Here is a 21,166-nt window from a genome sequence, read left to right as displayed (position 1 = left end):
GTGGCTTGCGCCGGAAGCGATCCTACAATGGACACAGTCCAAGTCAAGAAGAGCACCAAAGTAGTACCTGGTCGGAACACGGACTGTCACTGTTAAGCTGTTCGCATCCCACTGATAGGTGAAATGGAATGAGTGACCTGCTGGAACGACTGCGCGGCCGCGGATGGCGGATGACCGCGCAGCGGCGCGTCGTGGCCGAGGTCCTGGACGGCGACCACGTCCACCTGACCGCCGACGAGGTGCACGCCCGGGCGGCGGCGCGACTGCCCGAGATCTCTCGCGCGACCGTCTACAACACCCTGGGCGAACTGGTGTCGCTCGGCGAGGTCATAGAGGTCGCCACCGACGGCCGCGCCAAGCGTTACGACCCGAACGCCCACCGCCCGCACCAGCACCTGGTGTGCTCCGGCTGCGGCACCGTCCGGGACGTCCACCCGCACGGCGACCCGCTGGCGGACCTGCCCGGCACGGAGCGCTTCGGGTTCGCGGTCTCCGGGGTGGAGGTCACCTACCGGGGCCTGTGCCCCGCCTGCGCCTGACGCTGCGCCGCCCGCCGCACGCGTTCCGCGGCCTTCCGCACCCCCGGCTCCGGCCGGGTGCGGCCCACCCACACCGTCTCCACCGGCACCTGGCCGGCGACCTTGGAGAGCGCCTCGAATGCCTCCCTGGCCACGCCGGGGTCCGGGTCCACCGCCAGCGGTGCCAACCGGCGCAGCAAGGCCTCGCGCGGGACGAGCCGGCCCGCAGCGCGCACCGCGGCCCGGCGCACGGCCGGCGGCCACGGAGTGCGCGCCTCACGCGCCAGCCGCAGCAGCAGCGACGCGTCCGAGGCGTCCCCGCACTCCCCCAGCCCCGTCACCAGCCCGGCCACCAGCCGCGGCGGGCTCTGCGGGCCGCAGCGCAGCAGTTGCCTGCGGTAGGCCAGCGCCGGGGGTTCGCCTCTGCTGTACAGCCGCCAGCGGGCCTGGGCGCGGACGATCCGCGACGGGTCGGCCAGCGGCGCGGTCAGCCGGGCCGCGGGCACGTCGTCCGGCAGCGCCGCGACCGCCAGCTCCCGCACGGCCGCCGAACGCGCCCACAGCAGCCGCCCCGCCTGGTCCGGGTCCATCTGCAGCAGCCGCTCGGCGCACAGCCTGCGGCACACCTGATCCGGGTCGCGCAGGGCCGTGCGCACCAGGTCCCCGCGTACGAACTCGCCCAGTTCCAGGGCCAGCTCCACCCCGAACCGCCGGGTCAGCGGGTCCGCGTCGGCCGCCAGCGCACGCACCGCCCGCCGGGCCTCGGGCGCCGCCAGCACCCCGCGGTACGCCTCGGGGGTGTGCGCCGCCCGGCTCCGTCCGCGCAGCCTCAGCAGCAGCCGTACGGCCGCGGCCGCCTCGTCCGGGGCGGTACGGCGCAGCAGCGCCGCCATGGCACGGTCGCGGACCTGGTCCACCCAGTCCGCCGTCCGCAGCGCGAGGGCGGACGCCACCAGTGGTCCGCCGTGCACCGCCAGCTCCTCCACGGCGGCCTGCCGGGTGCGGCCGTCCCGGTCCATCGCGGCCAGCAGCAGGCGCAGGGGTTCACCGGCGCCTGGCGCCAGGGCGGTGCCCTCCCGCACCCGGGCGGCCCGGTCCAGCAGCAGCCACAGCCGGGGCGGGGCCGCGGCCAGTGCCTTCAGCGCCGCCGCACGGTCGTAGGCGGCGTCCTCGTCGCCGGCGGCGTCCCACAGCTCACGGAGCAGCCCGTCGGCGTCCGCGGCCGCGCACAGGCGACCCCACCGCGTCACATCCCTGAGTTCCGTCGGCCGCCGCTTACGCCGCCTGCGCAGCAACCCCGCCTCCTCGCGCCGCCTGAGCGTCTGTCCTCAGGATCGCGCACCGGCGCCGGCCGGCCCAGGATCGCCCTCTCCCTTTTGCCCGATCCATGCCCGGCCTGTACCCAACGCATACGAGAAGGCCCGGAAGCCATGGCTTCCGGGCCTTCTCTTCAGTAGCGGGGACAGGATTTGAACCTGCGACCTCTGGGTTATGAGCCCAGCGAGCTACCGAGCTGCTCCACCCCGCGTCGTTGTGTCCCTAGATTAACCTCCCGGCCCTGAGCAGCGCAAATCGCTTCTCAGGCGGAGAGCTCGTGCTCCAGGGCGTCGGTCAGCCGGGCCGCCCGCTCGGCCACCTCGGCGGGGCCGCACTCCACCGCGCGGGCGCACCACGCCTGGGCGTCCGCGAGCTGTCCGTGCCGTGCGGCCAGCAGCGCCAGCCGCAGCGCGGCGCGTCCATGCCCCGCGTCGGCGGCACGGGTCCACCACAGGGCCGCCTCCGGCTCCGCGCCCTCACGGGCGAGGAGCAGCCCGAGGTTGAAGGCCCCGTTGCGGCTGCCGCCCTCGGCGGCCTCCCGGTACCAGCGGGCCGCCTCGACGACGTCTCCGCGCTTGGCGGCGCACATGCCCAGGCGTACCTGGGCACGGCGGTGCCCCTGGCCGGCGGCGCGGGCGTACCACTCCTCGGCCTCGGCGGCGGCCTCCTGCGTGCCCTGGGCGTCCAGCAGCGCGCCGAGCCGGAAGGCACCCTCCGGGCTGCCGCCGCCCGCGGCGCAGCGCAGGTGGCGCTCGGCGCCGTGTGTGTCGCCCTCCTTCTGCAGGGCGATGGCCACCTGGAGCGCCGCCTCGCCGTGCCCGCTGCCCGCTGCCCGCTCGTACCAGCGCCGCGCGGTGGCGTCATCGCTCCGCCCGGCGTACAGGATGCCGAGGTTGAAGGCTGCGTCCACGCTGCCCGCCTCCGCGGCCTTGGAGAACCACGGCTCGGCGCCCGCCGCGTCGCCGCGCTGCAGCAGGAGCACGGCGAGCGCGTTGGCGGCCTCGCGGTGGCCGGTGTAGGCGGCCTTGCGGTACCACTGCTCGGCCTGGGCCGTGCGGCCCTGGCCGGCGCACAGCAGACCGAGGTTGAAGGCGCCGTTGATGTCCCCCGCCTCCAGCGCGGCCCGGTACCACCGCTCGGCGGTCTGGGTCTCGCCCTCCTGCGCGTGCAGCGCGCCCAGTGCGTTGGCGGCGTTGCCGTCGCCGGCGTTGGCGGCGCGCCGCCACCAGGTGGCCGCGCCGTCGACGTCACCGGCGTCGCGCAGCAGGAAGCCGAGCGCGCAGGCGGCGCGCGGCTCCCCGTCGCGGGCGGCGGTCAGATACCAGCGCTTCGCCTCCTCGAACTCGCCGCGCTCCTCCAGGAGCGTGCCGAGGCGCAGGGCTGCCCTGCGGTGCCGGCGGGCGGCGGCCTGCCGGTACCACTGCTCGGCCTCGCGCTCCTCGCCGCGCTCGGCGCAGATGCCGGCGAGCCGGTAGGCGGCCTCGCGGTGGCCGTGCTCGGCGGCGGCGTGGAACCAGCGCTCGGCGCCGACGTCTCGCCGGTGGTCCAGGAGGTCGGCGAGGGCGTAGGCGCCCAGGGTGTGCCCGGACTCGGCGGCCTGGCGCAGCCAGTACTCGGCGGCGGGCTCGTCGCCGCGCTCGCGGAAGTGCCGGCCGAGCGCGTGGGCGGCCGCGGCTGAACCGGCGACCGCCGCGATGCGCCACCAGGCGGCGGCCTCGTCGGCGTAACCGCGCTGGTGCAGCAGCAGGCCCAGGTTGTTGGCGGCGGGACGGTCCCCTCCGGCGGCGGCACCGCGCAGATGGGGCTCGGCGCCCTCGAGGTCGCCGCGGCGCAGCAGCATGGTGCCCAGGACGCTCATGGCCCCGATGTCGCCGTGCTCGGCGGCCCGCCGGTGGCGCGCCTCGAGTTCGGCCTCCTCGCGGGCCTCCAGGGTCTCCTGGTCCGGGAGTTCGGACTCGATGAGGCGCTCCTCGTCGAGACCGCCCACCCGCGGGCCGGGCAGCAGGTCGGCGACGGCCGGCACGAGCGCGGCCGCGGCCGCGGGCACGGTCGTCCGACCCGTGGACCCGGGATCCCGGATCTGACGAGTGTTCAGCAGCCTTGCACCATCCCCCATGAGGTCCATCGTCGCATCACCCGTACCCGCAGTACACCTGGTATGCGGCAAACCTGCACAGCTCGGCCGAATCCCAGTTGGTCACTTCGTAGGTCACTACAGCGTTTTGTCGACTTCCCGACATGATGCCGGCCGAAACCTCAGCACTACCAGTTCCCCCGTACAAGTGAAAGGGCCCGGAGTCTATTGACTCCGGGCCCTTTCCAACAGTAGCGGGGACAGGATTTGAACCTGCGACCTCTGGGTTATGAGCCCAGCGAGCTACCGAGCTGCTCCACCCCGCGTCGGTGCACCAACCGTATCACGACGCGGGGTGGACTCCCTCAGCCCGTCTTCTGTGCCTGCTGCTCCGCCTTCTGGGCCCGCTTCAGCGCGTCGGCCAGATCCTTCTGCGCCTGGCCGTAGGCACCCCAGTCGCCCTCCTTGAGCGCCTTCTGGCCCGCGTCGTACGCCTCCTGGGCGTCCTCAAGGGCCTGGGCGACCGTCGGGTTGCCGGCGGCCGGCGGCTCGGTGCCCCCGCCCCCGCCCGTCGCCGGTGGCGGCGTGGTGCCGCCCGAGGCGGTGCCGAAGAGCGCGTTGAGCGCCTCGCCGAGGGTGTCCTCGAACTCGACCCGCCCGCCGTACCAGACCAGCACCTTCTTCAGCAGCGGGTAGTTGAGGTCGGCGCCACGCAGGTAGACGGGCTCCACGTAGAGCAGTCCGCCCTCCAGCGGGATGGTCAGCAGGTTGCCGTACTCGATCGTCGAACCGCCGCCGCCGCTGAGCAGCTTGATCTTCTCCGCCACGGCCGGGTCGGAGTTGAACTGGGCCTGCACCTGCTGTGGTCCGTACACCTGGGTGTTGGACGGCAGGGTGAGCAACCGGATCGTGCCGTAGTCCTTGCTTGTGGCGTCCGCGTTGACGGCCATGAAGGCGCCCAGGTTGTCACGCCGGTTGAGCGTGTACGTGGACGTCAGCGAGAATGTCTGGCCGCTCTGCTCCGGCATCCGCAGGCTCAGGTAGTACGGCGGCACCGCCTTGCCCGTCTTGGCGGCGGGGTCGTTGGGGACCTGCCACACCTCGCTGCCGCTGTAGAAGGTCGACGCCTTGGTGACGTGGTAGCGCGTCAGCAGCTGGCGCTGCACCTTGAACAGGTCCTGCGGGTAGCGCAGATGCGCCATCAGATCGTCACTGATCTTGCTCTTCGGCTGCACCGTGTTCGGGAAGGCCTTCATCCAGGTCTTCAGCACCGGGTCCTTCGAATCCCACTGGTACAGCGTCACACGGCCGGTGAAGGCGTCCACGGTCGCCTTCACCGAGTTGCGGATGTAGTTGACCTGGTTCTGCTGGGCCAGCACCGCGCGCTGCCCGTCGGTCAGCGAGTCCGCGGTGGTGTCGCCGAGCGTGGTGCGCGAGGAGTACGGGTAGCCGTTGCTCGTCGTGTAAGCGTCGACGATCCACACCACGCGGTGGTCGACCACCGCCGGGTACGAGTCCCCGTCGATCGTCAGCCAGGGCGCGACCGCCTCGACCCGCTCCTTGGGGGTGCGGTTGTACAGGATGCGGGAGTCGTCGCCGACGGCGCCGGAGTAGAAGATCTGCGGCTCACCGAAGGACACCGCGTACGCGAGCCGGGTCACAGGGTTCTTCAGCGCGACGCCGCTGTTGCCGGTGTAGGTGTAGGTCCTCTCACCGTAGTCGTTGGTGTAGTCGATCTCCGGGGTGGTCTTGTCGCCGACGATGGACCACTGCTTGGTCTCCTCGCCGTAGTAGATCCGCTGCTCGTACCGTCCGAGCATGCCCTTGGTGGGCAGGTCGTACTCGGTGAACACCGGCTCGCCGCCGGTCTTCTCGCCGCCCTCGGTCGCGGTGGTGCCCTTCGCGGCGACCACGCCGTAGCCGTGGGTGTACTTGAAGTGGTCGTTGATCCAGCTGTGCTGCGGGATGCCCGCGAGGTTCAGCTCGCGGAGGCCGACCACGGTGTCCTGCTCCTTGCCGTCCAACGTGTACCGGTCGACGTCGAGCGTGGAGGGGAAGGCGTAGTAGCCCTTCACCTTCTGCAGCTGCTGGAACGTCGGGGAGACCACGTTGGGGTCGAGCAGCCGGATGGACGCGGTGGTGTCCGAGGCCGCCCGCAGCTGCTGCCGGTTGCCGTCGTCGACCGGGTTGGTGCCGGTGTAGGAGGACCCCTCGGTACCCGCGATGCCGTACGCCTCACGCGTGGCGTCGATGTTCTTCTGGATGTACGGCTGCTCCTTGGCGGCCTCGTTGGGCTGCACCTGGAACTTCTGCACGATCGCCGGGTACAGGCCGCCGATCAGGATCGCCGACAGCACCATCAGGCCGAAGCCGATCAGCGGCAGCGACCAGGTCCGCCGCCACAGGGTGGCGAAGAACAGCAGCGCGCAGATGATGGCGATGGCGAACAGGATCGTCTTGGCCGGCAGGTAGGCGTTGGCGTCGACGTAGCGCAGGCCCGTCCAGTCGCCCGACCTGAGGTTGCCGGACTTCACCGCCAGTGAGTAGCGGTCCAGCCAGTACGCGACCGCCTTCAGGGTGACGAACAGGCCCAGCAGCACCGACAGGTGCCCGGTCGCCGCCGCCGTCGCCCGGCCGCCCGGGGAGGTGAGCCGCAGGCCGCCGTACAGGTAGTGCACCAGCGCCGCCGCCAGGAGCGACAGCACGACCGCCGCGAAGCCGAAGCTCAGCAGGAAGCGGTACCAGGGCAGGTCGAAGGCGTAGAAGGCGATGTCCACATGGAACTGCGGGTCCTTGGTGCCGAACGACGTCGAGTTCGTCCACAGCAGCCATGTGCGCCACTGGCTGGAGGCGGACGCCCCGGCGATCAGCCCCACGAGCGCGCAGACGGTGAGCAGCACCCACTTCTTGTAGGGGGCGATGCCCATCCGGTAGCGGTCGAGGCTCTGCTGTTCCACCGACATCGCGCTCAGTGGCGGCCGGAGCCGGTGCGCGAGGTACACGTTGACGCCCACGGCCGCGGCCATCAGCAGACCGAAGACGAAGAACAGGCCGATCTTGGTCCACAGCGTGGTGGTGAACACCGAGGAATAGTGGACGGAGCGGTACCAGAGCCAGTCGGTCCAGAAGCCCGAGAACATGACGAAGGCCATGGCCAGCACGGCCAGTACGCCCAAGGTCATGAGCAGTGTCCGGGCCCGCCGCGAAGGGCGGCCCACTCTGATCCGTGGCCCGTGCGGACCCCCGCCACGGTCCGGCATCTGGAATACCAAGGTGCGCACCTCGAAGTGTCGGTCTCCGTCGGACGCCGTCCCGGCGCCCACTGATGCAACTTACTCAGCGTTTACTCAGTTCCCCAAGGCTCCCGATTGGGGATGCGGGTCACAGAACAGGCAGGATATTGAGCATGTCCAACATCACGTCCGAGGGTGCGCCGCTCGCCGCGAACCCGCTCACCCGTGCCGTCCTGGAAATCGACGGCTACGCCTCCGGCCTGGGCTGGGACCAGCCCGCCCGGCTGTTCGCCCTCGTCGACACCGCGGCGCTGCGCGCGCAGGAGCCGAAACTGGCCGAGGAGCTCGGCCTCGGCGCCGAGGCAGCCGCGGGGCTGACCCCGATCGAGCAGGACGAGCTGCCGCCGGGTGCCGCGCTGGACGAGTTCCTCGCCACCATCGCCTGGCCCGACGTCGTCAGCGGCTGCGCGCTCACCGTGGAGCGGCTGATGCTGCCGCCGTCCGCGGAGGAGTCCATCCCGCAGGGGCTGGACGACGCCGCGCTGGCCCGATGGGTCGCCGAGCACCCCGACCGTCAGGAGGTCCGCATGACCGTGGGCGTGCTGCGGGACGGGTCCCGGGAGTCGGCGGTGCGGCTGCGAGAGAAGGACTCCCCCACCGAGGTACTGACCGGCTCCGGGCTGGTGCCGGGGCTCGCCGAGGCCCTGGCGGCGACCTTCGAGGACTGACGCCGACGGCCCCGGGGAAGTCCCCGGGGCCGTTCGGCCGTACGGATGCGTCCGGGCTCAGCCCGTGGTGCAGGAGGGCAGCGCCGATGTCCTGCCCTCGCGGATGTCCTCGAGCGCGTCCAGGGCGTCGTCGATGGTCTTCACCTTCACCAGGGTGAGGCCGCTCGGGGTGTCGGCCGCCGCCTCCGCGCAGTTGTCCGCGGGGGTCAGGAAGTACTCGGCGCCCTTCTGCCGCGCGCCGATGGTCTTCATGTCTATCCCGCCGATGGGGCCGACCTTGCCCTCGTCGTCGATCGTGCCGGTGCCCGCGACGAACTTGCCGCCGGTGAGGTCCTCCGGGGTGAGCTTGTCGACGATGCCCAGCGCGAACATCAGGCCGGCGCTCGGGCCGCCGACGTCCGCCAGCTTGATGTCGATCTTGAACGGGAAGGTGTGCTCGACGCCGGCCTGGATGCCCACGACCGCCCTGGCCTCGCCGCCGTCGTCCGACTTCGCGGTCGTGATCGTCACGTCCTGGGTGGCGTCGCCCTTCGCGCCCTTGGGCACGACGGTGAAGACCACCTTCTGCCCCGGCTGGTGCTTGGTGACCAGCTCCGCGACGTCACCCGCCGCCTTGACCGGCCGGCCGTCCACGGCCTTGATCATGTCGCCGGCGTGCAGCTCGCCCTCGGCGGGGGCGCCCTTGACCACGGCGGCGACGATCACGCGGGACCCGACGGGTATGCCGAGCTCGTCGAGCGCCGCGACCTTCGCGCTGTCCTGGGACTGGGTGAACTCCTCGGCGTTCTCCTGGTCGGCCTGCTCGGCCGTCTGCCCCTTGGGGTAGAGCGTGTCGTGCTCGACGACCTTCTGGTCGTGCGCCAGCCAGCCGACGACCGCCTCGACCAGGTTCATCGAGTAGTCCGCGCTCGTCACCCGCACCGTGGTCATGTTGAGATGACCGCTGGTCGGGTACGTCTTGTGCCCCGAGATCTGCAGCACCGGAGCCCCGTCGTGCGACCCGAGCGTGTTCACCGTCGGACCCGGCGACATCTCCGCGTACGGGACGGGCCACAGGAGCGCGCCGCACAGCAGCGCTATCAAGGTCAGGGTTGATGCGAGCAGCGTCGCGGTGCGGCGTGGCATGGAACGACAGTACGGTACGGAGCCGCCAGCCGCCCCGTGGGGCCTCAGGCCGGTCCGCCCGATCCGGTGCGCTGCATGGCCTCGCGGAAGCGCTCGTAGTCCGCGAGCGAGGCGCCGTCCCCGGTGGAGCGCGTACGCGCCGCCCAGCTTCCCCAGACGGCCGCGGCGATCGCGGCGACCAGCGGGATGAGCAACCATGCGAGCGCTGCCACTTCGGCCTCCTGGACGCGCATGCCGATCAAGAACTATGAGCAGACTAATCTTCTGCTGCTACAACGTTCAGAGCGGGTCGCAGGTTACGCAACCGCAGGTGGGCCACCCAGTGGGCAGGCCGGTGGGAACCGGGCGCGGAGGTCAGTGGGCGCAGGCGCCGACCCACTCCTCGGTCCCGTCGGCGAAGGCCTGGTGCTTCCAGATGGGAACCTCGCGCTTGAGGTCGTCGATCAGCCGCCGGCAGGCGGCGAAGGCCTCGGCCCGGTGCGGGCAGGAGACGGCGACGACGACCGCGAGGTCGCCGACCCGCAGTTCGCCCACCCGGTGGACGGCGGCCAGCGCCTTGACCGGGAAGTCCGCGGCGACCTTCTCCGCGACCCGCCGCAGTTCGGCCTCCGCGCTCGGGTGCGCGGAGTAGCCGAGCCCGGTCACCCCGGCGTCCGAGGGACCGTCGTGGTCACGTACCGTGCCGACGAACAGCGCGGTGCCTCCTGCGGAGTCGTGCCCGACGGCGCGGAAGACCTCGTCCACGGACAGTTCCGTGTCCCGGATCGCGATGAGCCGGAGGGGTTCGTCGTTCGTCTGTGCCATGCCGCTCATGCTGCCCCATCTCCCGCCATGCGAAAACCCCGTTCCGGAGCGAGTTCGCGTGACGACGCTCAGACACCGCGGCGTCTGCGCGCCCGCCGCACCATAGCCGCCGTGCCCACCAGGGCGACCGTCGCACCCGCCGCGCCGAGCGTGGCCGCGTCCTTGCGCCCCAGGCGCCGCCCGACGACGGAGTTGCGGCCGGCGACCTCCTCCAGCAGGACGGCCAGCACCTCCTCGTTGGTCCACTTCGGCCGCCAGCCCGACTCGTGCAGCCGGCTGCCGCTGACCACCCACGGGTGCATCGTGTACGCCAGGTCGCCCGCCGGGGAGGGGGTCAGCCCGAGCCGGTGCAGCCGGGAGGCCGCGCCGAGCGCCACCGCGGGCGGCAGTTCCATGCGGCGGATCCCCGAGAGCTCCTCGACCTCCTCCTGCTCCAGCCAGCCGTCGCACCCCACGGCCATCTCGCCGTCGACCTTCTCCAGCGCCGCGTGCTCCAGTGCCGTCACCAGGTCCTCCACGTGGCAGAACTGCCAGCAGGGGCGGCTGCCGCCCACCACCAGAAGTCGCGGCGACTCGAAGTAGCGGGTGAGCGCGGTGTCGGTGCCGCCGACCAGCACGGCCGGGCGCAGGACCGTCACATTGAGGCCGGGGTGGGCGCGCGGGGCGCGCTTGCCGAGCCGCTCGATCTCCAGCAGGTCGCCCACGAAGGACGCCTCCGCGGTCGCGCGCAGCGGCGCGTCCTCGGCGAGCGGGATGTCGTTGTCCGGTTGGGCGCCGTAGACCATGGCCGAGGTGCACAGCACCACACGCCGCACGCCCGCGGCGGCCGCCGCGGTGAGCACCGTCTGCGTGCCGCGCACGTTGAAGGCGCTGCGCGCCTTGGGGTCGGACTCCAGGTCCAGGTCGAGCGCGAGGTGGACGACGACGTCCACGCCGCGCAGCCGCTCGGCGATCGCCGGGTCCCGTACGTCGAGCACCGCCCACTGGGCGCCGGGGACGTCACCGCGGCGTTCGTCGATCGCCACGACCTTCTTGACCTGGTCGGATTCGGCCAGCCGCAGGGCCAGCCGCAGGCCGACACCGGAGGCGGCGCCGGTGACGGCGACCACAGGTCCGGCGTGGGCCCTGCCGCCGCTCCGCTCTGGGCGAACGGTCGGTTCTGGGGAACTCACCAGGTGTCTCCCACGGTTGTCTCTGGTACCGGGTGCGCGGTCCGCAACCGCGGTCCGTACGCAGCCATCCTGCCTGACGGGTGTCTAGGCTGGAGGTACAGCCCACAACACACAGAGCCGAGGAAACCGTGAGCGACATCCCATTCGGATTCGGAGTCCCTCCCGAGGAGCCCGAGGAAGGGGACGACGGCAAGAAGCCGGGCGGTTCCGGCGGCGGCTCCCGGGGCCCGGCCGGTCCCTTCGGTTTCGGCGGCGGGAATCCCTTCGGTGGCCCCGGCGGGGACAACCCCTTCGCCGCCATGTTCGGTTCGCTGAACCCCAACGACCTGGGCGCGGCCTTCCAGCAGCTGGGGCAGATGCTCTCGTACGAGGGCGGCCCGGTGAACTGGGACATGGCCAAGGACATCGCCCGGCAGACGGTGGCCCAGGGCACCCCCGGGGGTTCGAAGGACGCCAGCGTGGGCCCCGCGGACCGGGCGAAGGTCCAGGAGGCGCTGCGGCTGGCGGACCTGTGGCTCGACGGCGTGACGTCGATGCCCTCCGGCGCCGGCTCGGCCGTGGCGTGGAGCCGCGCCGAGTGGGTCGAGGCGACGCTGCCGGTGTGGAAGGAGCTGGTCGACCCGGTCGCCGAGCGCGTCGGCACGGCGATGGGCGATGTGCTGCCCGAGGAGATGCAGGCCATGGCCGGCCCGCTGCTCGGCATGATGCGCTCCATGGGCGGCGCGATGTTCGGCACGCAGATCGGGCAGGCGCTGGGCACCCTGGCGGGTGAGGTCGTGGGCTCGACCGACATCGGCCTGCCGCTCGGCCCGGCCGGCAAGGCCGCGCTGCTCCCCGTCAACGTGGAGGTCTTCGGCGAGGGCCTGAGCGTGCCGCAGGACGAGGTCCGGCTCTACCTGGCGCTGCGCGAGGCGGCGCACCAGCGGCTGTTCGCTCACGTGCCGTGGCTGCGGGCACACCTGTTCGGCGCCGTCGAGGGGTACGCCCGCGGTATCAAGGTGGACACCGCGAAGCTGGAGGACGCGGTCGGCCAGCTCGACCCGGCGAACCCCGAGGCGCTCCAGGACGCCCTGCAGCAGGGCATGTTCCAGCCCGAGGACACCCCGGCGCAGAAGGCGGCGCTGGCCCGTCTGGAGACGGCACTCGCCCTCGTCGAGGGCTGGGTGGACGCGGTCGTGCACGCGGCGGCCGCCCCGCACCTGCCGTCGGCCGGGGCGCTGCGCGAGACGCTGCGGCGGCGCCGGGCGAGCGGCGGACCCGCGGAGCAGACCTTCGCCACGCTGATCGGCCTGGAGCTGCGGCCCCGCCGGCTGCGGGACGCCTCCCGGCTGTGGGCCTCGCTCACCGACGCGCGCGGCGTCGACGGGCGCGACGGGCTGTGGGCCCACCCCGACATGCTGCCGACCGCCGCCGACCTGGACGACCCCGACGGCTTCGTCCACCGCGAGCAGCTGGACTTCTCCGAGCTCGACAAGATCCTCGGCGAGGCCGCAGGCGGCCCTGCGCAGGACGTCCGGCGGGACGGGGACAAGCCCGACGGCACCGACGAGGGCAAGGGCGACGACGAGAAGTGAGCCTGCACGACGACGCCGTACGCGTCCTGAAGGACTGGTCCGCGCCCGACAAGGGACAGGAACGGCTCCGTGAGACCTACCTGGCCCACCTGGAGGCGCACCCGGACGGTATGTGGAAGTCCTGCGCCGAGGGACACATCACGGGCAGCGCCCTGGTGGTGGACCCGGAGCACGGCCGGGTGCTGCTGACCCTGCACAAGAAGCTCGGGATGTGGCTGCAGATGGGCGGTCACTGCGAGCCGGAGGACACCTCGCTGGCCGCCGCCGCACTGCGCGAAGGCGTCGAGGAGTCGGGCATCCGCGGACTGACCCTGCTGCGTCCCGGGCCGGTCAACCTCGACCGGCACCCGACGCCGTGCGCCTGGCACCTCGACGTGCAGTACGCGGCCGTCGCGCCGCCCGACGCGGTGGCGGAGATCAGCGAGGAGTCGCTCGACCTGAAGTGGTTCACCTACGAGGAGGTCGCCGACGTCGCGGACGGTTCCGTCCGGACGCTGCTGGCCCGCACCCGCGCGCTGCTCTGAGGCGGCGCGCGGGGCGGGACCGGCGGCGGGCGCTCAGCGGTTGCTGAAGATGTTGCCCTGGTTCATGCCGTGCGCGCCCTGCTGGCCGAAGCCGTACTGGGCGGCGACGCCGCCGCCGAGCTGGGCGTTCTGCGGCGGCATCAGTTCGCTGGGCTGCACCAGGACGTAGCCCTGGCCGAGGAAGTTGAGCTCCCAGCCCTCGCCGGTGTTGCCGCGCCGCCGCCAGACGCCCGAAGAACTGGTCTGCGCCTGCATCTGCACCCGGAGCGAGGACGACCACGCGACGACCGCGTCGGAGTCGGCGGAGACGTACTTGTCCGGGGTGACCGGCATCAGCAGCGGCTTGCCCGAGGTCATCAGCGCGACCTTGCCGTGCCCCGAGATGTTGAGGTTGTAGGCGCCGCTGCCGGAGATGCCGAACTGGCTGTCGACGGAGATGACCTCCCAGTGCAGCCCGGAGTCGAGCGCCAGCACATAGGCGCCGTCCACGGTCAGGCCCTCCTGATCCACGTCGACGACGTGGATGTGCTGGGCGAGGTTGGCGAGGTAGACGGTTCCCTGCCCGGAGCAGCGCATCAGGTCCAGGCCCTCACCGGTGCGTCGACGGGCGTTGCGCTGGGCGTGGCTCTGGTACTCGCCGTCGAACTCGATCAGGCCCTGGTAGGCGACCATCGCGCCCTTGCGGGCCAGGCAGTCGGTACGGCCGTCGAGCTTGACCCGCAGCAGATAGGGGTTCTGGAGTGCGTACTGGTCCTCGGTCTGGACCTCGGTGTAGCCGAAAAGCGGGCTCTGCATGGTGTCTGCTCCCCCTCAGCCCCGGACTCGGAGGCGGTCGGTGCTGTCCTCACTGGGCTGTACGACGACGAAGCCCTGACCGGAGAAGCCGATCTGGAACGCCTCACCGCTGCCGCGCCCGATGAGGGCCGACGCCTTGAAGCTGCGTTTCGCCTTCGTCTTCAGCCCGCTCGACCAGGCCACGAGCGCGTCCGGGTCGACATAGGTCTCGTCCTCGCCGCGGCCGCAGTCGACCACGACCGGGGTGCCGCGCGAGGTGACGGCCACCCATCCGGTGCCCGAGATCCCGACGTTGAACAGGCCCTGGCCGGCGAACTTGGCCAGGCCCTTCACCCGCTCCACGCCCCACTGCAGATGGGCGTCGAAGGCGAGCAGATTGCTGCCGTTGACCGACAGCGCCTCGTTGTTGAGGTACACGCAGACGACGTCGGCTCCGTAGTCGGCGAGGTAGAGCAGTCCGTCGCCGGAGCACTTCATGATCGGTGCGCCCTCGCCGGTGAGCCACTGCGAGGCCATCTGGCGCACGGCGGGCGGGTTGGGCTCGTACTGGACGAAGCCCTCGTAGGCGACCATCGAGCCGGTGCGCGCGTAAAGGTCCTGACCGCTGCTCATGGCCACCTTCAGCATGCTGCTGCCGTGGTTCTCCATGCGGGCGGTGACCGGTGCCGGGGCGTACCCGGAGATCAGTGACTGGTCCATGACGGGCTCCCCTCAGACCTCGTACGGCTGGACGATGATGAAGTTGCCGGGGGCGCCCCGGAACTGGAGGTTCACGGTCTCCCCGCTGTGTCCCGGGTAGGCGTTCCTGCGCAGCCGCACCTGGCTGGAAAGCACCACCTGCGAGGCCGCCGACCAGGCGACGATCGCGTTGCTGTCGGCGTATGTGGTCGGGGTGACCGGCAGCACCACCGGGGTGCCGTGGGTCTTGACCACGACCGTGCCCGTGCCCTGGAACTGCATGGTGAACAGGGCGCCGCCCGGGATGCCGTGGCCCTCGATGCGGCGCACCTCGTGCTGGAGGGACTCGTCGAAGGCGAGCACGTTCTCGGCGGAGACGCAGATGGCGTCCCCCTGGAGCTCGATCGGGTGCAGGTAGGACGCTTCCTCGGCGAAGAAGACCTGGCCGCGGCCGGTGCAGCGCATCAGCTGCATCTCCTGGCCGGTCATGTTGCCGACGATGCGCCCGGTGAAACCGGCGCCCTTGTAGCCGAACTCGACCTTGCCCTGGTACAGCACCATGCTGCCCTGGCGAGCGAGCACGGGCTGGCCGCCGGCCTGCGCGAGGTCGGCGCGCATCAGCTTCGGGTTCTGCTGGGTCCAGCGCTGTCCGGTGGGCAGCTCGCGGTACTTCTGCATCGCGGCCGCCAGACCGGCGCCCGGGGTCTGCGGGATCTGGCCGGCGTGCGGGGCCTGCGGCGGCTGGCCGAAGGCGGGCTGGCCGGGCATGCCCTGACCCGGCATCGGCTGGCCGGGGACGGGCTGGCCGTACGGCGCCTGGCCCGGCGCGGGCTGGTTGAACGGGGGCTGGCCGAAGGGCGGCTGGCCTGGCATCTGGCCGGGAACCTGACCCGGAGGGGCCTGCGGCGGCGGGACCTGGCCGAACGGCGGCTGGCCGGGGGGCGCCTGCGGCGGCGCGGTCATCGGCGCTCCCATGGTGGGGGCGGCGTGCACGGGCGCGGGGGCCGGAGTGGGGGCCGGAGCCGGGGAGGGCGGAGCGCCGAAGGCCGGTGCGGGCTGCGGCGGGGAGGGCGGAGCGGAGGCCGCCGGGGCCGCGAAGCCGGGCGCGGGGCCCGCCGGAGGCGCGAAGCCCGGTGCCGCGGCGGTCTGCTGCGCGGTCTGCTGCTCCTCGGCGACCTCGCCGCCGAAGTTCTTCAGCAGGGCGTCCAGTCCGCCGTCGAAGCCCTGGCCGACGGCGGCGAAGCGCCAGACGTCCTTGAGGTAGAGGTCGGCGAGCATGACCGCGCGTTCGGTGCTGAACTCGCCGCCCGTGAAGGAGTAGCGGGCGACCTCCTCGCCCCCGGCGACGATCCTGACGTAGCCCGGGCCGATCTGCGACATCTGCCCGGCGCCGTCGATCGTCGCCGTGAAGCTCAGCTTCTGGATCTGCGCGGGGATCCGGTCCAGCGTCACCCGGAAGGACTCGGTGTCCCCGGCCTGCGCCCCCAGTTGCTGGATCGCCTCCTCGGGCGACTTGGGCTGGTTGTAGAAGATGAAGTACCGGTCGTCGGAGAGCTGTTCCCCGGCGTCCAGCCCGAAGCAGCTGATGTCGAAGCCGAGACCGGGGCCGCTGATCTGTACGCCGATGTACAGATCCGTCCCTGCGGTCAGGTCACTGATCTTGGCCTTGTGGCCGCGCTGGAATTCCCTGGCCATTGCTAAGGACCGTCCCCCCATCCGTACGTACTTGTTGCGTTGCGCCAGGCTAACCGCTGGCCGTGACAGGGGCTATTCCCCTGTTATTCCTCGCGTGCCGTGGGCGGGTGCGGCAGGCGGGCCGCGGCGACGACGCCCTCGAGGTACCCGCGCGCGCGTTCGGTGCGGGGGTAGGACTCCAGCAGCTTCCAGAAGTCCGGACCGTGGCCGGGCACCAGGAGGTGGGTGAGTTCATGGAGGAGCACATAGTCGACGACGTACTCGGGCATGCCCTGGAGCCGGTGGGACAGGCGGATGCTGCCCTCGGCCGGTGTGCACGAGCCCCAGCGGGAGTTCTGGTTGGTGACCCAGCGCACGCTTCGCGGTATCGCGCGGCCACCGAGGTACTGCGCGGACAGTTGCGCGGCACGGGCGGCCAGCTCGTCGTCGCCGAGCCGGCGGCGGCTCTCCTGGGCGGCGAGCTTGTCGAGCATGACCGTGACCCAGCGCTTCTCCTCGGCGACGGACATCCGGGCGGGGATGAGGACCACGGTGACGTCGCCCTCACGGTACGCCGAGACCGTCCGGCGTCGTCGGGCGCTTCGGCGCACTTCCACCGCGCTGGTCCGGGGGGCGCGCGGGGGCTGGCCGGAAAGGCTCTGGGCGGGGTCGGCGGACACGCCCCGACGTTACCCGCACCGGGTCCGGGAAGTCCCGCCCCCGGGGGTCCCGGGTGAAAAAGGGGGGCGGGAAGATGCCGGGTGGCGGTCATATCGAGTGATCATTCGCAGGACCTGTGGATAACTTTCACGGCCCGTCCGCGGATTCCGGGCATGCTGGGCTGACACGGAATCGGAACGATCTCTCGATCGGGAACTGAGCCCACGGGGGTGGCGATGCGTCCCATGCTCAAGCCGGCGATGCGCCGCAGTTGGCGCAGCCGGGAAAGTCTGCAATTCGGCGTCGACCCCGCGCACGCGGTCGTCCTGGACCCGGTGGACGGCGCGGCCGCCGCCTTCCTCGACCTGCTCGACGGTACGCGCGGACTCGGTCCGCTCGCCCGCGAGGCCGAATCGCTGGGGCTGCGGCCCCCGCAGGCCCGGCGGCTGCTCGGGCTGCTGGCCGAGGGCGGTGTGCTGGACGACGCGACGGCGCACGCCGAGCTCTCCGAGACGATACGGCACCACTCGGCCGCGCTGGACCGGCTCCGCCCCGACCTGGCGGCACTGTCCGTGGTGCACTCCGACCCCGGCGGTGCGGCGGACCGGATGGGCCGGCGGCGGGCCGCACGGGTGCGGGTGGCCGGGGCGGGCCGGGTCGGCGCCACGCTCGCGGCGGTCCTGTCCGCGGCGGGGGTGGGCCGGGTCGACGTGCGCGACGGCGGCCGGGTCGAGCCCTGGGACACCGCGCCGGGCGGCATCCCCGCCGAGCACATCGGCGAGCGCCGGGACGCGGCGGCGCGCGGGCTGGTGCGCAGGGCGGCACCCGATCCGCGCGCGTCGGCCGTGGGCCGCCGGGGGCCGTCCGCTGCGCCGGAGCCCGCGCTGTCGCTGGTGGTGGTCGCGCCGCGCGACGGCCTGGCCGCCTACGCCCCCGACGCGCAGGAGGCCGAGCCGCTGATGGCCGCCGGGATCCCCCATCTGTACGCGGGGGTGCTGGAAGGCCGGGGGGTGGTGGGTCCCCTGGTGGTGCCGGGGAGTACGGGGTGCGCGGGATGCCTGGGGCTGCGGATGGCGGACGCCGACGCGGCCTGGCCCAGGGTGCTGGCGCAGCTGCGTTCCGGCCGGGGCGGGGTCCCCGCCTGCGACGTCGCGCTGGCGACCATGGTCGCGGGGCTCGCCGCGGCCCACGCCCTGGCCTTCGTCGACGGTGGCCGGCCGCCGAGCTGCGGCGGTCGCGTCGAGATGGGCCTCGCCCGGCTGACGACGGACGTGCGGCCGGTGCCCGGGGACCGCAGATGCGGGTGCGGTGCGCACGCCGCGGCTGCCGGAGCGACCGACGACGCCGGAGGTTTGTGACACGGTCGGTGCCATGCTTCGGGAGGGGCGGGGGACAATGACGACGTGACCGATCGGGAAAGAGGGGGCGCATGTCTGATCTTCCGCGCAAAGCGGTGACCCGCACCGCCAAGTTGGCGGCGCTCCCACTGGGATTCGCCGGGCGGGCGACACTGGGACTGGGCAAGCGGCTCGGCGGGCGCCCCGCGGAAGAGGTCGCCGTCGAGTTGCAGGAGCGGACGGCCGAACAGCTCTTCAAGGTCCTCGGCGAGCTGAAGGGCGGTGCCATGAAGTTCGGGCAGGCCCTGTCGGTCTTCGAGGCAGCCCTGCCCGAGGAGGTCGCGGGCCCCTACCGCGCCGCCCTCACCAAGCTGCAGGACGCGGCGCCGCCGATGCCCGCGCGCACCGTGCACGCCGTGCTGGCCGAGCGCCTCGGCGAGGACTGGCGCGAGTTCTTCACCGAGTTCGAGGACCAGCCGGCGGCGGCCGCCTCGATCGGCCAGGTGCACCGGGCCGTGTGGCACGACGGCCGCGAGGTCGCGGTGAAGGTCCAGTACCCCGGCGCGGGGGACGCCCTGCTGTCGGACCTCAACCAACTCGGCCGGGTGGCCAAGCTGTTCGGGCCGCTCATCCCCGGCATGGACATCAAGCCGCTGATCTCGGAGCTGCGCGACCGGGTCTCGGAGGAGCTGGACTACGAGCTGGAGGCCCAGGCGCAGCACGCCCACGCGGTGGAGTTCGCCGACGACCCGGACGTGGTGGTGCCGGATGTGGTGCACCGCACGAACCAGGTGCTGGTCACGGAGTGGATGGACGGGGTGCCGCTGGCGGAGGTGATCTCGCGGGGCACGGCGGAGATGCGCGACCGCGCGGGTCAGTTGCTGGCGCACTTCCTCTTCGCAGGTCCGGCCCGCACCGGGCTGCTCCACGCCGATCCCCACCCGGGCAACTTCCGGCTGCTGGTCGACGACGGCCCGGCGGAGGGCTGGCGGCTGGGTGTGCTGGACTTCGGCACGGTGGACCGCCTCCCCGAGGGTCTGCCGCTGCCGATAGGAACGGCGCTGCGGCTGGCGCTGGCGGACGACGCGGAGTCGGTGCACTCCATGCTCCGCCAGGAGGGCTTCGTCAAGCCGACGATCGCACTCGACCCCGACGCCGTGCTGGACTACCTGCGGCCGATCATCGAGCCCGCGGCGGTGGACGAGTTCACCTTCGCGCGCGGCTGGATGCGCGCGCAGGCGGCGCGGATCGCCGACCCGCGCTCACCCGCACACCAGCTGGGCAAGCAGCTCAATTTGCCGCCCTCGTACCTGCTCATCCACCGGGTGACGCTCAGCACCATCGGGGTGCTGTGCCAGCTGGCGGCCACGGTCAGGCTGCGGGACGAGCTGCTCCAGTGGCTGCCGGGCTTCTCCGGGGAGGAGCCGGCCCCGCTGCCCGAGACCGAGGACGCCTCGGCCTAGGCGCAGGGCGGCCGGGCCGGCCCTACCACCAGGAGGAGTCCAGCCGGCCCTCGATACTGCGGATGTTGGTGCGGGCGCAGTCGTCGCAGAAGTACACGCGGCTGCCGTTCTCGACGGAGCAGGTCCAGGTGAGGGGGAGTCCCTCGGCGACGGCCCCGCACCGGGCGCACGTCGTCGTCGTGGGAGCAGTCCCGACCCGTTCGAATTGAGTCTTCTGGTCCACTTCGTGACGATACCGCGGGGCCGGTCGAAATCGACCGGCCCCGCGGTTGTGTGTCGTTGCCGATGTGCGAGCGCTACTGCATCACGGCCATCGCCAGCGCCCGGCGGGCGCGGAGCGAAGCGCGTTCGGCGCGGCGCTGCAGGCGCCGGGCGTTGAGCACGCGCAGGGCCATCCGTTCGTGCTCGGCCTCGTAGAGGCGCTCTTGCATATGGGCACGGGCCAGGGCTTCTGGCATGAGTTGCATTTCGAGGTTCCTGTTCTGACGCTCAGCGGGAGCGTCGGACGGCGGGGCGGGGCGTTCGGTGACGGACGGGTTCATCGGGGCCTGCTTCTTGGGGTCGTGCGTGAGGGGACGGTCGATCGTTCCGACGGCTGGACGCTTCATGCCACAACCGCGTTCTTGCGCGGGCGGCCACGGGGACGCTTGCGCGGCACCACGACGCCCTGGACGAAGAGCTCTCCACCCCAGACACCCCAGGGCTCACGGCGGTCCTTCGCACCGGCGAGGCAGGCCTCGCGGACCGGGCAGGTCTGGCACAGCGACTTGGCGTACTCGACATCGGCCGGGGACTCGGCGAAGAAGACCTCCGGGTCGTAGGTCCGGCACGGGACGGGGACGCCGAGGCGGTCGATCTCGTCGTCGAGCTCGGTGAGGGGCAGCAAGGGGACCTCCGGGTCAGGCGGGCGAACTGGGGCGGGTACGGACGGTGCGTGCGAGGTGAGATGCACGATCGCTTCGTTCCTCATCTGTTTGTCGGGGGGTGGGGAAAACAGAAGGGCCGCGGATCCCGGTCTGGGATTCCGCGGCCCTGAAGGCGCCGGCCTGATCGTCGATCAGACTGGATCACTCCAGGGTTCGAGCCCGCGGAGGGCCCACTTCGGGTGCTGCTGCTTCTGGTTTCCGGCACCATTGGTCGCCGCAAAGGCATAGGCCTGAGCCTCAGCCATTACTGCCACCGCCGGCGCCTGCGTCGGTCGCTCGCCGCCGCGCTCCCGAATGGAGAGAGCGGTGGTGGGCAGACCGCCGGACAGGCGGCTGGACAGACCGGTGCCACGGAGCGAGGCACCAAGGGAGCAGGCGGCGACGACCGGACGATCGGTCATTTTCGTCATGAAGCTGATCACTGGTCTCGCCTCCTCTCGGCGTCTCGTCGGGCTGGTCTGACAGGTGGTGCTGGGTCAGTACATCACGGATCGCACCGCTCCGGGAAGGTCCTTCACAGAGCCGCGCCGTCCGCGCTCACGCAGGCTATGGGGATTTCCTCGG

The 21,166-nt window shown here is 72.1% G+C and carries 21 protein-coding genes and 2 tRNA genes; 6 read left to right on the top strand and 17 right to left on the bottom strand.

What is annotated here, in order from left to right:
- Positions 1 to 128: 128 nt before the first annotated feature.
- Positions 129 to 539: a Fur family transcriptional regulator gene (locus AC3EUJ_RS08495; protein ID WP_431960399.1), complete on the top strand. Its 411-nt coding sequence runs from the start codon at positions 129 to 131 to the stop codon at positions 537 to 539.
- Here AC3EUJ_RS08495 and AC3EUJ_RS08490 read toward each other — a convergent pair.
- The 5 genes from AC3EUJ_RS08490 to AC3EUJ_RS08470 all read right to left on the bottom strand — a co-directional run bounded on the left by AC3EUJ_RS08490 (position 509) and on the right by AC3EUJ_RS08470 (position 7,169).
- The gene (locus AC3EUJ_RS08490) at positions 509 to 1,768 is read right to left on the bottom strand and encodes a HEAT repeat domain-containing protein (RefSeq protein ID WP_431960398.1); all 1,260 of its coding nucleotides are present in this window, start codon (positions 1,766 to 1,768) and stop codon (positions 509 to 511) included. The genes AC3EUJ_RS08495 and AC3EUJ_RS08490 overlap by 31 nt on opposite strands.
- 204 nt (positions 1,769 to 1,972) lie before the next feature.
- Positions 1,973 to 2,046, bottom strand: a tRNA-Met gene (locus tag AC3EUJ_RS08485).
- Positions 2,047 to 2,097: 51 nt separating this feature from the next.
- Entirely contained in the window at positions 2,098 to 3,960 is a 1,863-nt protein-coding gene (locus tag AC3EUJ_RS08480; RefSeq protein ID WP_431960397.1) for a tetratricopeptide repeat protein, read from the bottom strand.
- 201 nt (positions 3,961 to 4,161) lie between these two features.
- Positions 4,162 to 4,235 (bottom strand) — tRNA-Met (locus tag AC3EUJ_RS08475).
- Between the two features lie 39 nt (positions 4,236 to 4,274).
- Entirely contained in the window at positions 4,275 to 7,169 is a 2,895-nt protein-coding gene (locus tag AC3EUJ_RS08470; RefSeq protein ID WP_431960446.1) for a UPF0182 family membrane protein, read from the bottom strand.
- Positions 7,170 to 7,315: 146 nt separating this feature from the next.
- On the opposite strand from AC3EUJ_RS08470, the gene AC3EUJ_RS08465 reads away from it, so the two are divergent.
- The gene (locus tag AC3EUJ_RS08465) at positions 7,316 to 7,870 is read left to right on the top strand and encodes a PPA1309 family protein (protein WP_431960396.1); all 555 of its coding nucleotides are present in this window, start codon (positions 7,316 to 7,318) and stop codon (positions 7,868 to 7,870) included.
- 57 nt (positions 7,871 to 7,927) lie between these two features.
- On the opposite strand, the gene AC3EUJ_RS08460 is transcribed toward AC3EUJ_RS08465, so the two are convergent.
- From AC3EUJ_RS08460 to AC3EUJ_RS08445, 4 genes are all read right to left on the bottom strand, one after another.
- Positions 7,928 to 8,995: a YlbL family protein gene (locus tag AC3EUJ_RS08460; protein ID WP_431960395.1), complete on the bottom strand. Its 1,068-nt coding sequence runs from the start codon at positions 8,993 to 8,995 to the stop codon at positions 7,928 to 7,930.
- A gap of 44 nt (positions 8,996 to 9,039) precedes the next feature.
- Entirely contained in the window at positions 9,040 to 9,207 is a 168-nt protein-coding gene (locus tag AC3EUJ_RS08455) for a hypothetical protein (protein WP_179279782.1), read from the bottom strand.
- Positions 9,208 to 9,349: 142 nt separating this feature from the next.
- On the bottom strand, positions 9,350 to 9,808 hold the full coding sequence (locus AC3EUJ_RS08450; RefSeq protein ID WP_431960393.1) for a molybdenum cofactor biosynthesis protein MoaE: 459 nt from the start codon (positions 9,806 to 9,808) through the stop codon (positions 9,350 to 9,352).
- Between the two features lie 59 nt (positions 9,809 to 9,867).
- Positions 9,868 to 10,971, bottom strand: coding sequence for an SDR family oxidoreductase (locus AC3EUJ_RS08445; protein WP_431960392.1), 1,104 nt, complete (start codon positions 10,969 to 10,971; stop codon positions 9,868 to 9,870).
- Positions 10,972 to 11,099: 128 nt separating this feature from the next.
- Here AC3EUJ_RS08445 and AC3EUJ_RS08440 point away from each other — a divergent pair, with 128 nt between their 5' ends.
- Positions 11,100 to 12,545 (top strand): zinc-dependent metalloprotease, encoded by a 1,446-nt coding sequence (locus AC3EUJ_RS08440; protein WP_431960391.1) that lies wholly within the window; start codon positions 11,100 to 11,102, stop codon positions 12,543 to 12,545.
- Entirely contained in the window at positions 12,542 to 13,069 is a 528-nt protein-coding gene (locus tag AC3EUJ_RS08435) for an NUDIX hydrolase (RefSeq protein WP_431960390.1), read from the top strand. Before AC3EUJ_RS08440 ends, AC3EUJ_RS08435 begins: the two co-directional genes overlap by 4 nt.
- Positions 13,070 to 13,102: 33 nt before the next feature.
- Here AC3EUJ_RS08435 and AC3EUJ_RS08430 read toward each other — a convergent pair whose 3' ends face one another.
- The 4 genes from AC3EUJ_RS08430 to AC3EUJ_RS08415 form a co-directional block, all read right to left on the bottom strand.
- The gene (locus AC3EUJ_RS08430) at positions 13,103 to 13,864 is read right to left on the bottom strand and encodes an AIM24 family protein (protein ID WP_431960389.1); all 762 of its coding nucleotides are present in this window, start codon (positions 13,862 to 13,864) and stop codon (positions 13,103 to 13,105) included.
- Positions 13,865 to 13,879: 15 nt separating this feature from the next.
- A complete protein-coding gene (locus tag AC3EUJ_RS08425; RefSeq protein WP_431960388.1) occupies positions 13,880 to 14,563 on the bottom strand; it encodes an AIM24 family protein in 684 nt (227 codons plus the stop codon).
- 12 nt (positions 14,564 to 14,575) lie between these two features.
- Positions 14,576 to 16,237: a TerD family protein gene (locus tag AC3EUJ_RS08420; protein ID WP_431960387.1), complete on the bottom strand. Its 1,662-nt coding sequence runs from the start codon at positions 16,235 to 16,237 to the stop codon at positions 14,576 to 14,578.
- A gap of 83 nt (positions 16,238 to 16,320) precedes the next feature.
- On the bottom strand, positions 16,321 to 16,896 hold the full coding sequence (locus AC3EUJ_RS08415) for a M48 metallopeptidase family protein (protein WP_431960386.1): 576 nt from the start codon (positions 16,894 to 16,896) through the stop codon (positions 16,321 to 16,323).
- A gap of 216 nt (positions 16,897 to 17,112) precedes the next feature.
- Here AC3EUJ_RS08415 and AC3EUJ_RS08410 point away from each other — a divergent pair, with 216 nt between their 5' ends.
- Both AC3EUJ_RS08410 and AC3EUJ_RS08405 read left to right on the top strand, forming a co-directional pair.
- Positions 17,113 to 18,234, top strand: coding sequence for a TOMM precursor leader peptide-binding protein (locus tag AC3EUJ_RS08410; protein ID WP_431960445.1), 1,122 nt, complete (start codon positions 17,113 to 17,115; stop codon positions 18,232 to 18,234).
- 71 nt (positions 18,235 to 18,305) lie between these two features.
- Entirely contained in the window at positions 18,306 to 19,676 is a 1,371-nt protein-coding gene (locus AC3EUJ_RS08405) for an ABC1 kinase family protein (protein WP_431960385.1), read from the top strand.
- 22 nt (positions 19,677 to 19,698) lie between these two features.
- Here the strand turns inward: AC3EUJ_RS08405 and AC3EUJ_RS08400 are convergent, their stop codons facing one another.
- The 4 genes from AC3EUJ_RS08400 to AC3EUJ_RS08385 form a co-directional block, all read right to left on the bottom strand.
- Complete coding sequence (locus tag AC3EUJ_RS08400; RefSeq protein ID WP_326572546.1) at positions 19,699 to 19,899, bottom strand: hypothetical protein; 201 nt, start codon at positions 19,897 to 19,899, stop codon at positions 19,699 to 19,701.
- 73 nt (positions 19,900 to 19,972) lie between these two features.
- The gene (locus tag AC3EUJ_RS08395) at positions 19,973 to 20,284 is read right to left on the bottom strand and encodes a hypothetical protein (protein ID WP_391577641.1); all 312 of its coding nucleotides are present in this window, start codon (positions 20,282 to 20,284) and stop codon (positions 19,973 to 19,975) included.
- On the bottom strand, positions 20,281 to 20,628 hold the full coding sequence (locus AC3EUJ_RS08390; protein WP_431960384.1) for a WhiB family transcriptional regulator: 348 nt from the start codon (positions 20,626 to 20,628) through the stop codon (positions 20,281 to 20,283). Before AC3EUJ_RS08390 ends, AC3EUJ_RS08395 begins: the two co-directional genes overlap by 4 nt.
- Positions 20,629 to 20,733: 105 nt before the next feature.
- Positions 20,734 to 21,012 carry a hypothetical protein gene (locus tag AC3EUJ_RS08385; protein WP_431960444.1) on the bottom strand — a complete coding sequence of 93 codons (279 nt, stop codon included), beginning with the start codon at positions 21,010 to 21,012 and terminating at the stop codon, positions 20,734 to 20,736.
- Positions 21,013 to 21,166: the final 154 nt, after the last annotated feature.

Source organism: Actinacidiphila sp. bgisy160, from assembly GCF_057707815.1.
Note: the sequence above shows the minus strand (reverse complement) of the source record. Positions and strands in the feature narration are given on the sequence as shown.

Bases quoted from the DNA above. Each gene is read 5' to 3' on its own strand.
- AC3EUJ_RS08495 (WP_431960399.1), top strand. From the start codon at position 129: ATGAGTGACCTGCTGGAACGACTGCGCGGCCGCGGATGGCGGATGACC.
- AC3EUJ_RS08480 (WP_431960397.1), bottom strand. From the start codon at position 3,960: ATGGACCTCATGGGGGATGGTGCAAGGCTGCTGAACACTCGTCAGATC.
- AC3EUJ_RS08470 (WP_431960446.1), bottom strand. From the start codon at position 7,169: ATGCCGGACCGTGGCGGGGGTCCGCACGGGCCACGGATCAGAGTGGGC.
- AC3EUJ_RS08465 (WP_431960396.1), top strand. From the start codon at position 7,316: ATGTCCAACATCACGTCCGAGGGTGCGCCGCTCGCCGCGAACCCGCTC.
- AC3EUJ_RS08460 (WP_431960395.1), bottom strand. From the start codon at position 8,995: ATGCCACGCCGCACCGCGACGCTGCTCGCATCAACCCTGACCTTGATA.
- AC3EUJ_RS08450 (WP_431960393.1), bottom strand. From the start codon at position 9,808: ATGAGCGGCATGGCACAGACGAACGACGAACCCCTCCGGCTCATCGCG.
- AC3EUJ_RS08430 (WP_431960389.1), bottom strand. From the start codon at position 13,864: ATGCAGAGCCCGCTTTTCGGCTACACCGAGGTCCAGACCGAGGACCAG.
- AC3EUJ_RS08425 (WP_431960388.1), bottom strand. From the start codon at position 14,563: ATGGACCAGTCACTGATCTCCGGGTACGCCCCGGCACCGGTCACCGCC.
- AC3EUJ_RS08420 (WP_431960387.1), bottom strand. From the start codon at position 16,237: ATGGCCAGGGAATTCCAGCGCGGCCACAAGGCCAAGATCAGTGACCTG.
- AC3EUJ_RS08410 (WP_431960445.1), top strand. From the start codon at position 17,113: ATGCGTCCCATGCTCAAGCCGGCGATGCGCCGCAGTTGGCGCAGCCGG.
- AC3EUJ_RS08405 (WP_431960385.1), top strand. From the start codon at position 18,306: ATGTCTGATCTTCCGCGCAAAGCGGTGACCCGCACCGCCAAGTTGGCG.
- AC3EUJ_RS08395 (WP_391577641.1), bottom strand. From the start codon at position 20,284: ATGAAGCGTCCAGCCGTCGGAACGATCGACCGTCCCCTCACGCACGAC.
- AC3EUJ_RS08385 (WP_431960444.1), bottom strand. From the start codon at position 21,012: ATGACGAAAATGACCGATCGTCCGGTCGTCGCCGCCTGCTCCCTTGGT.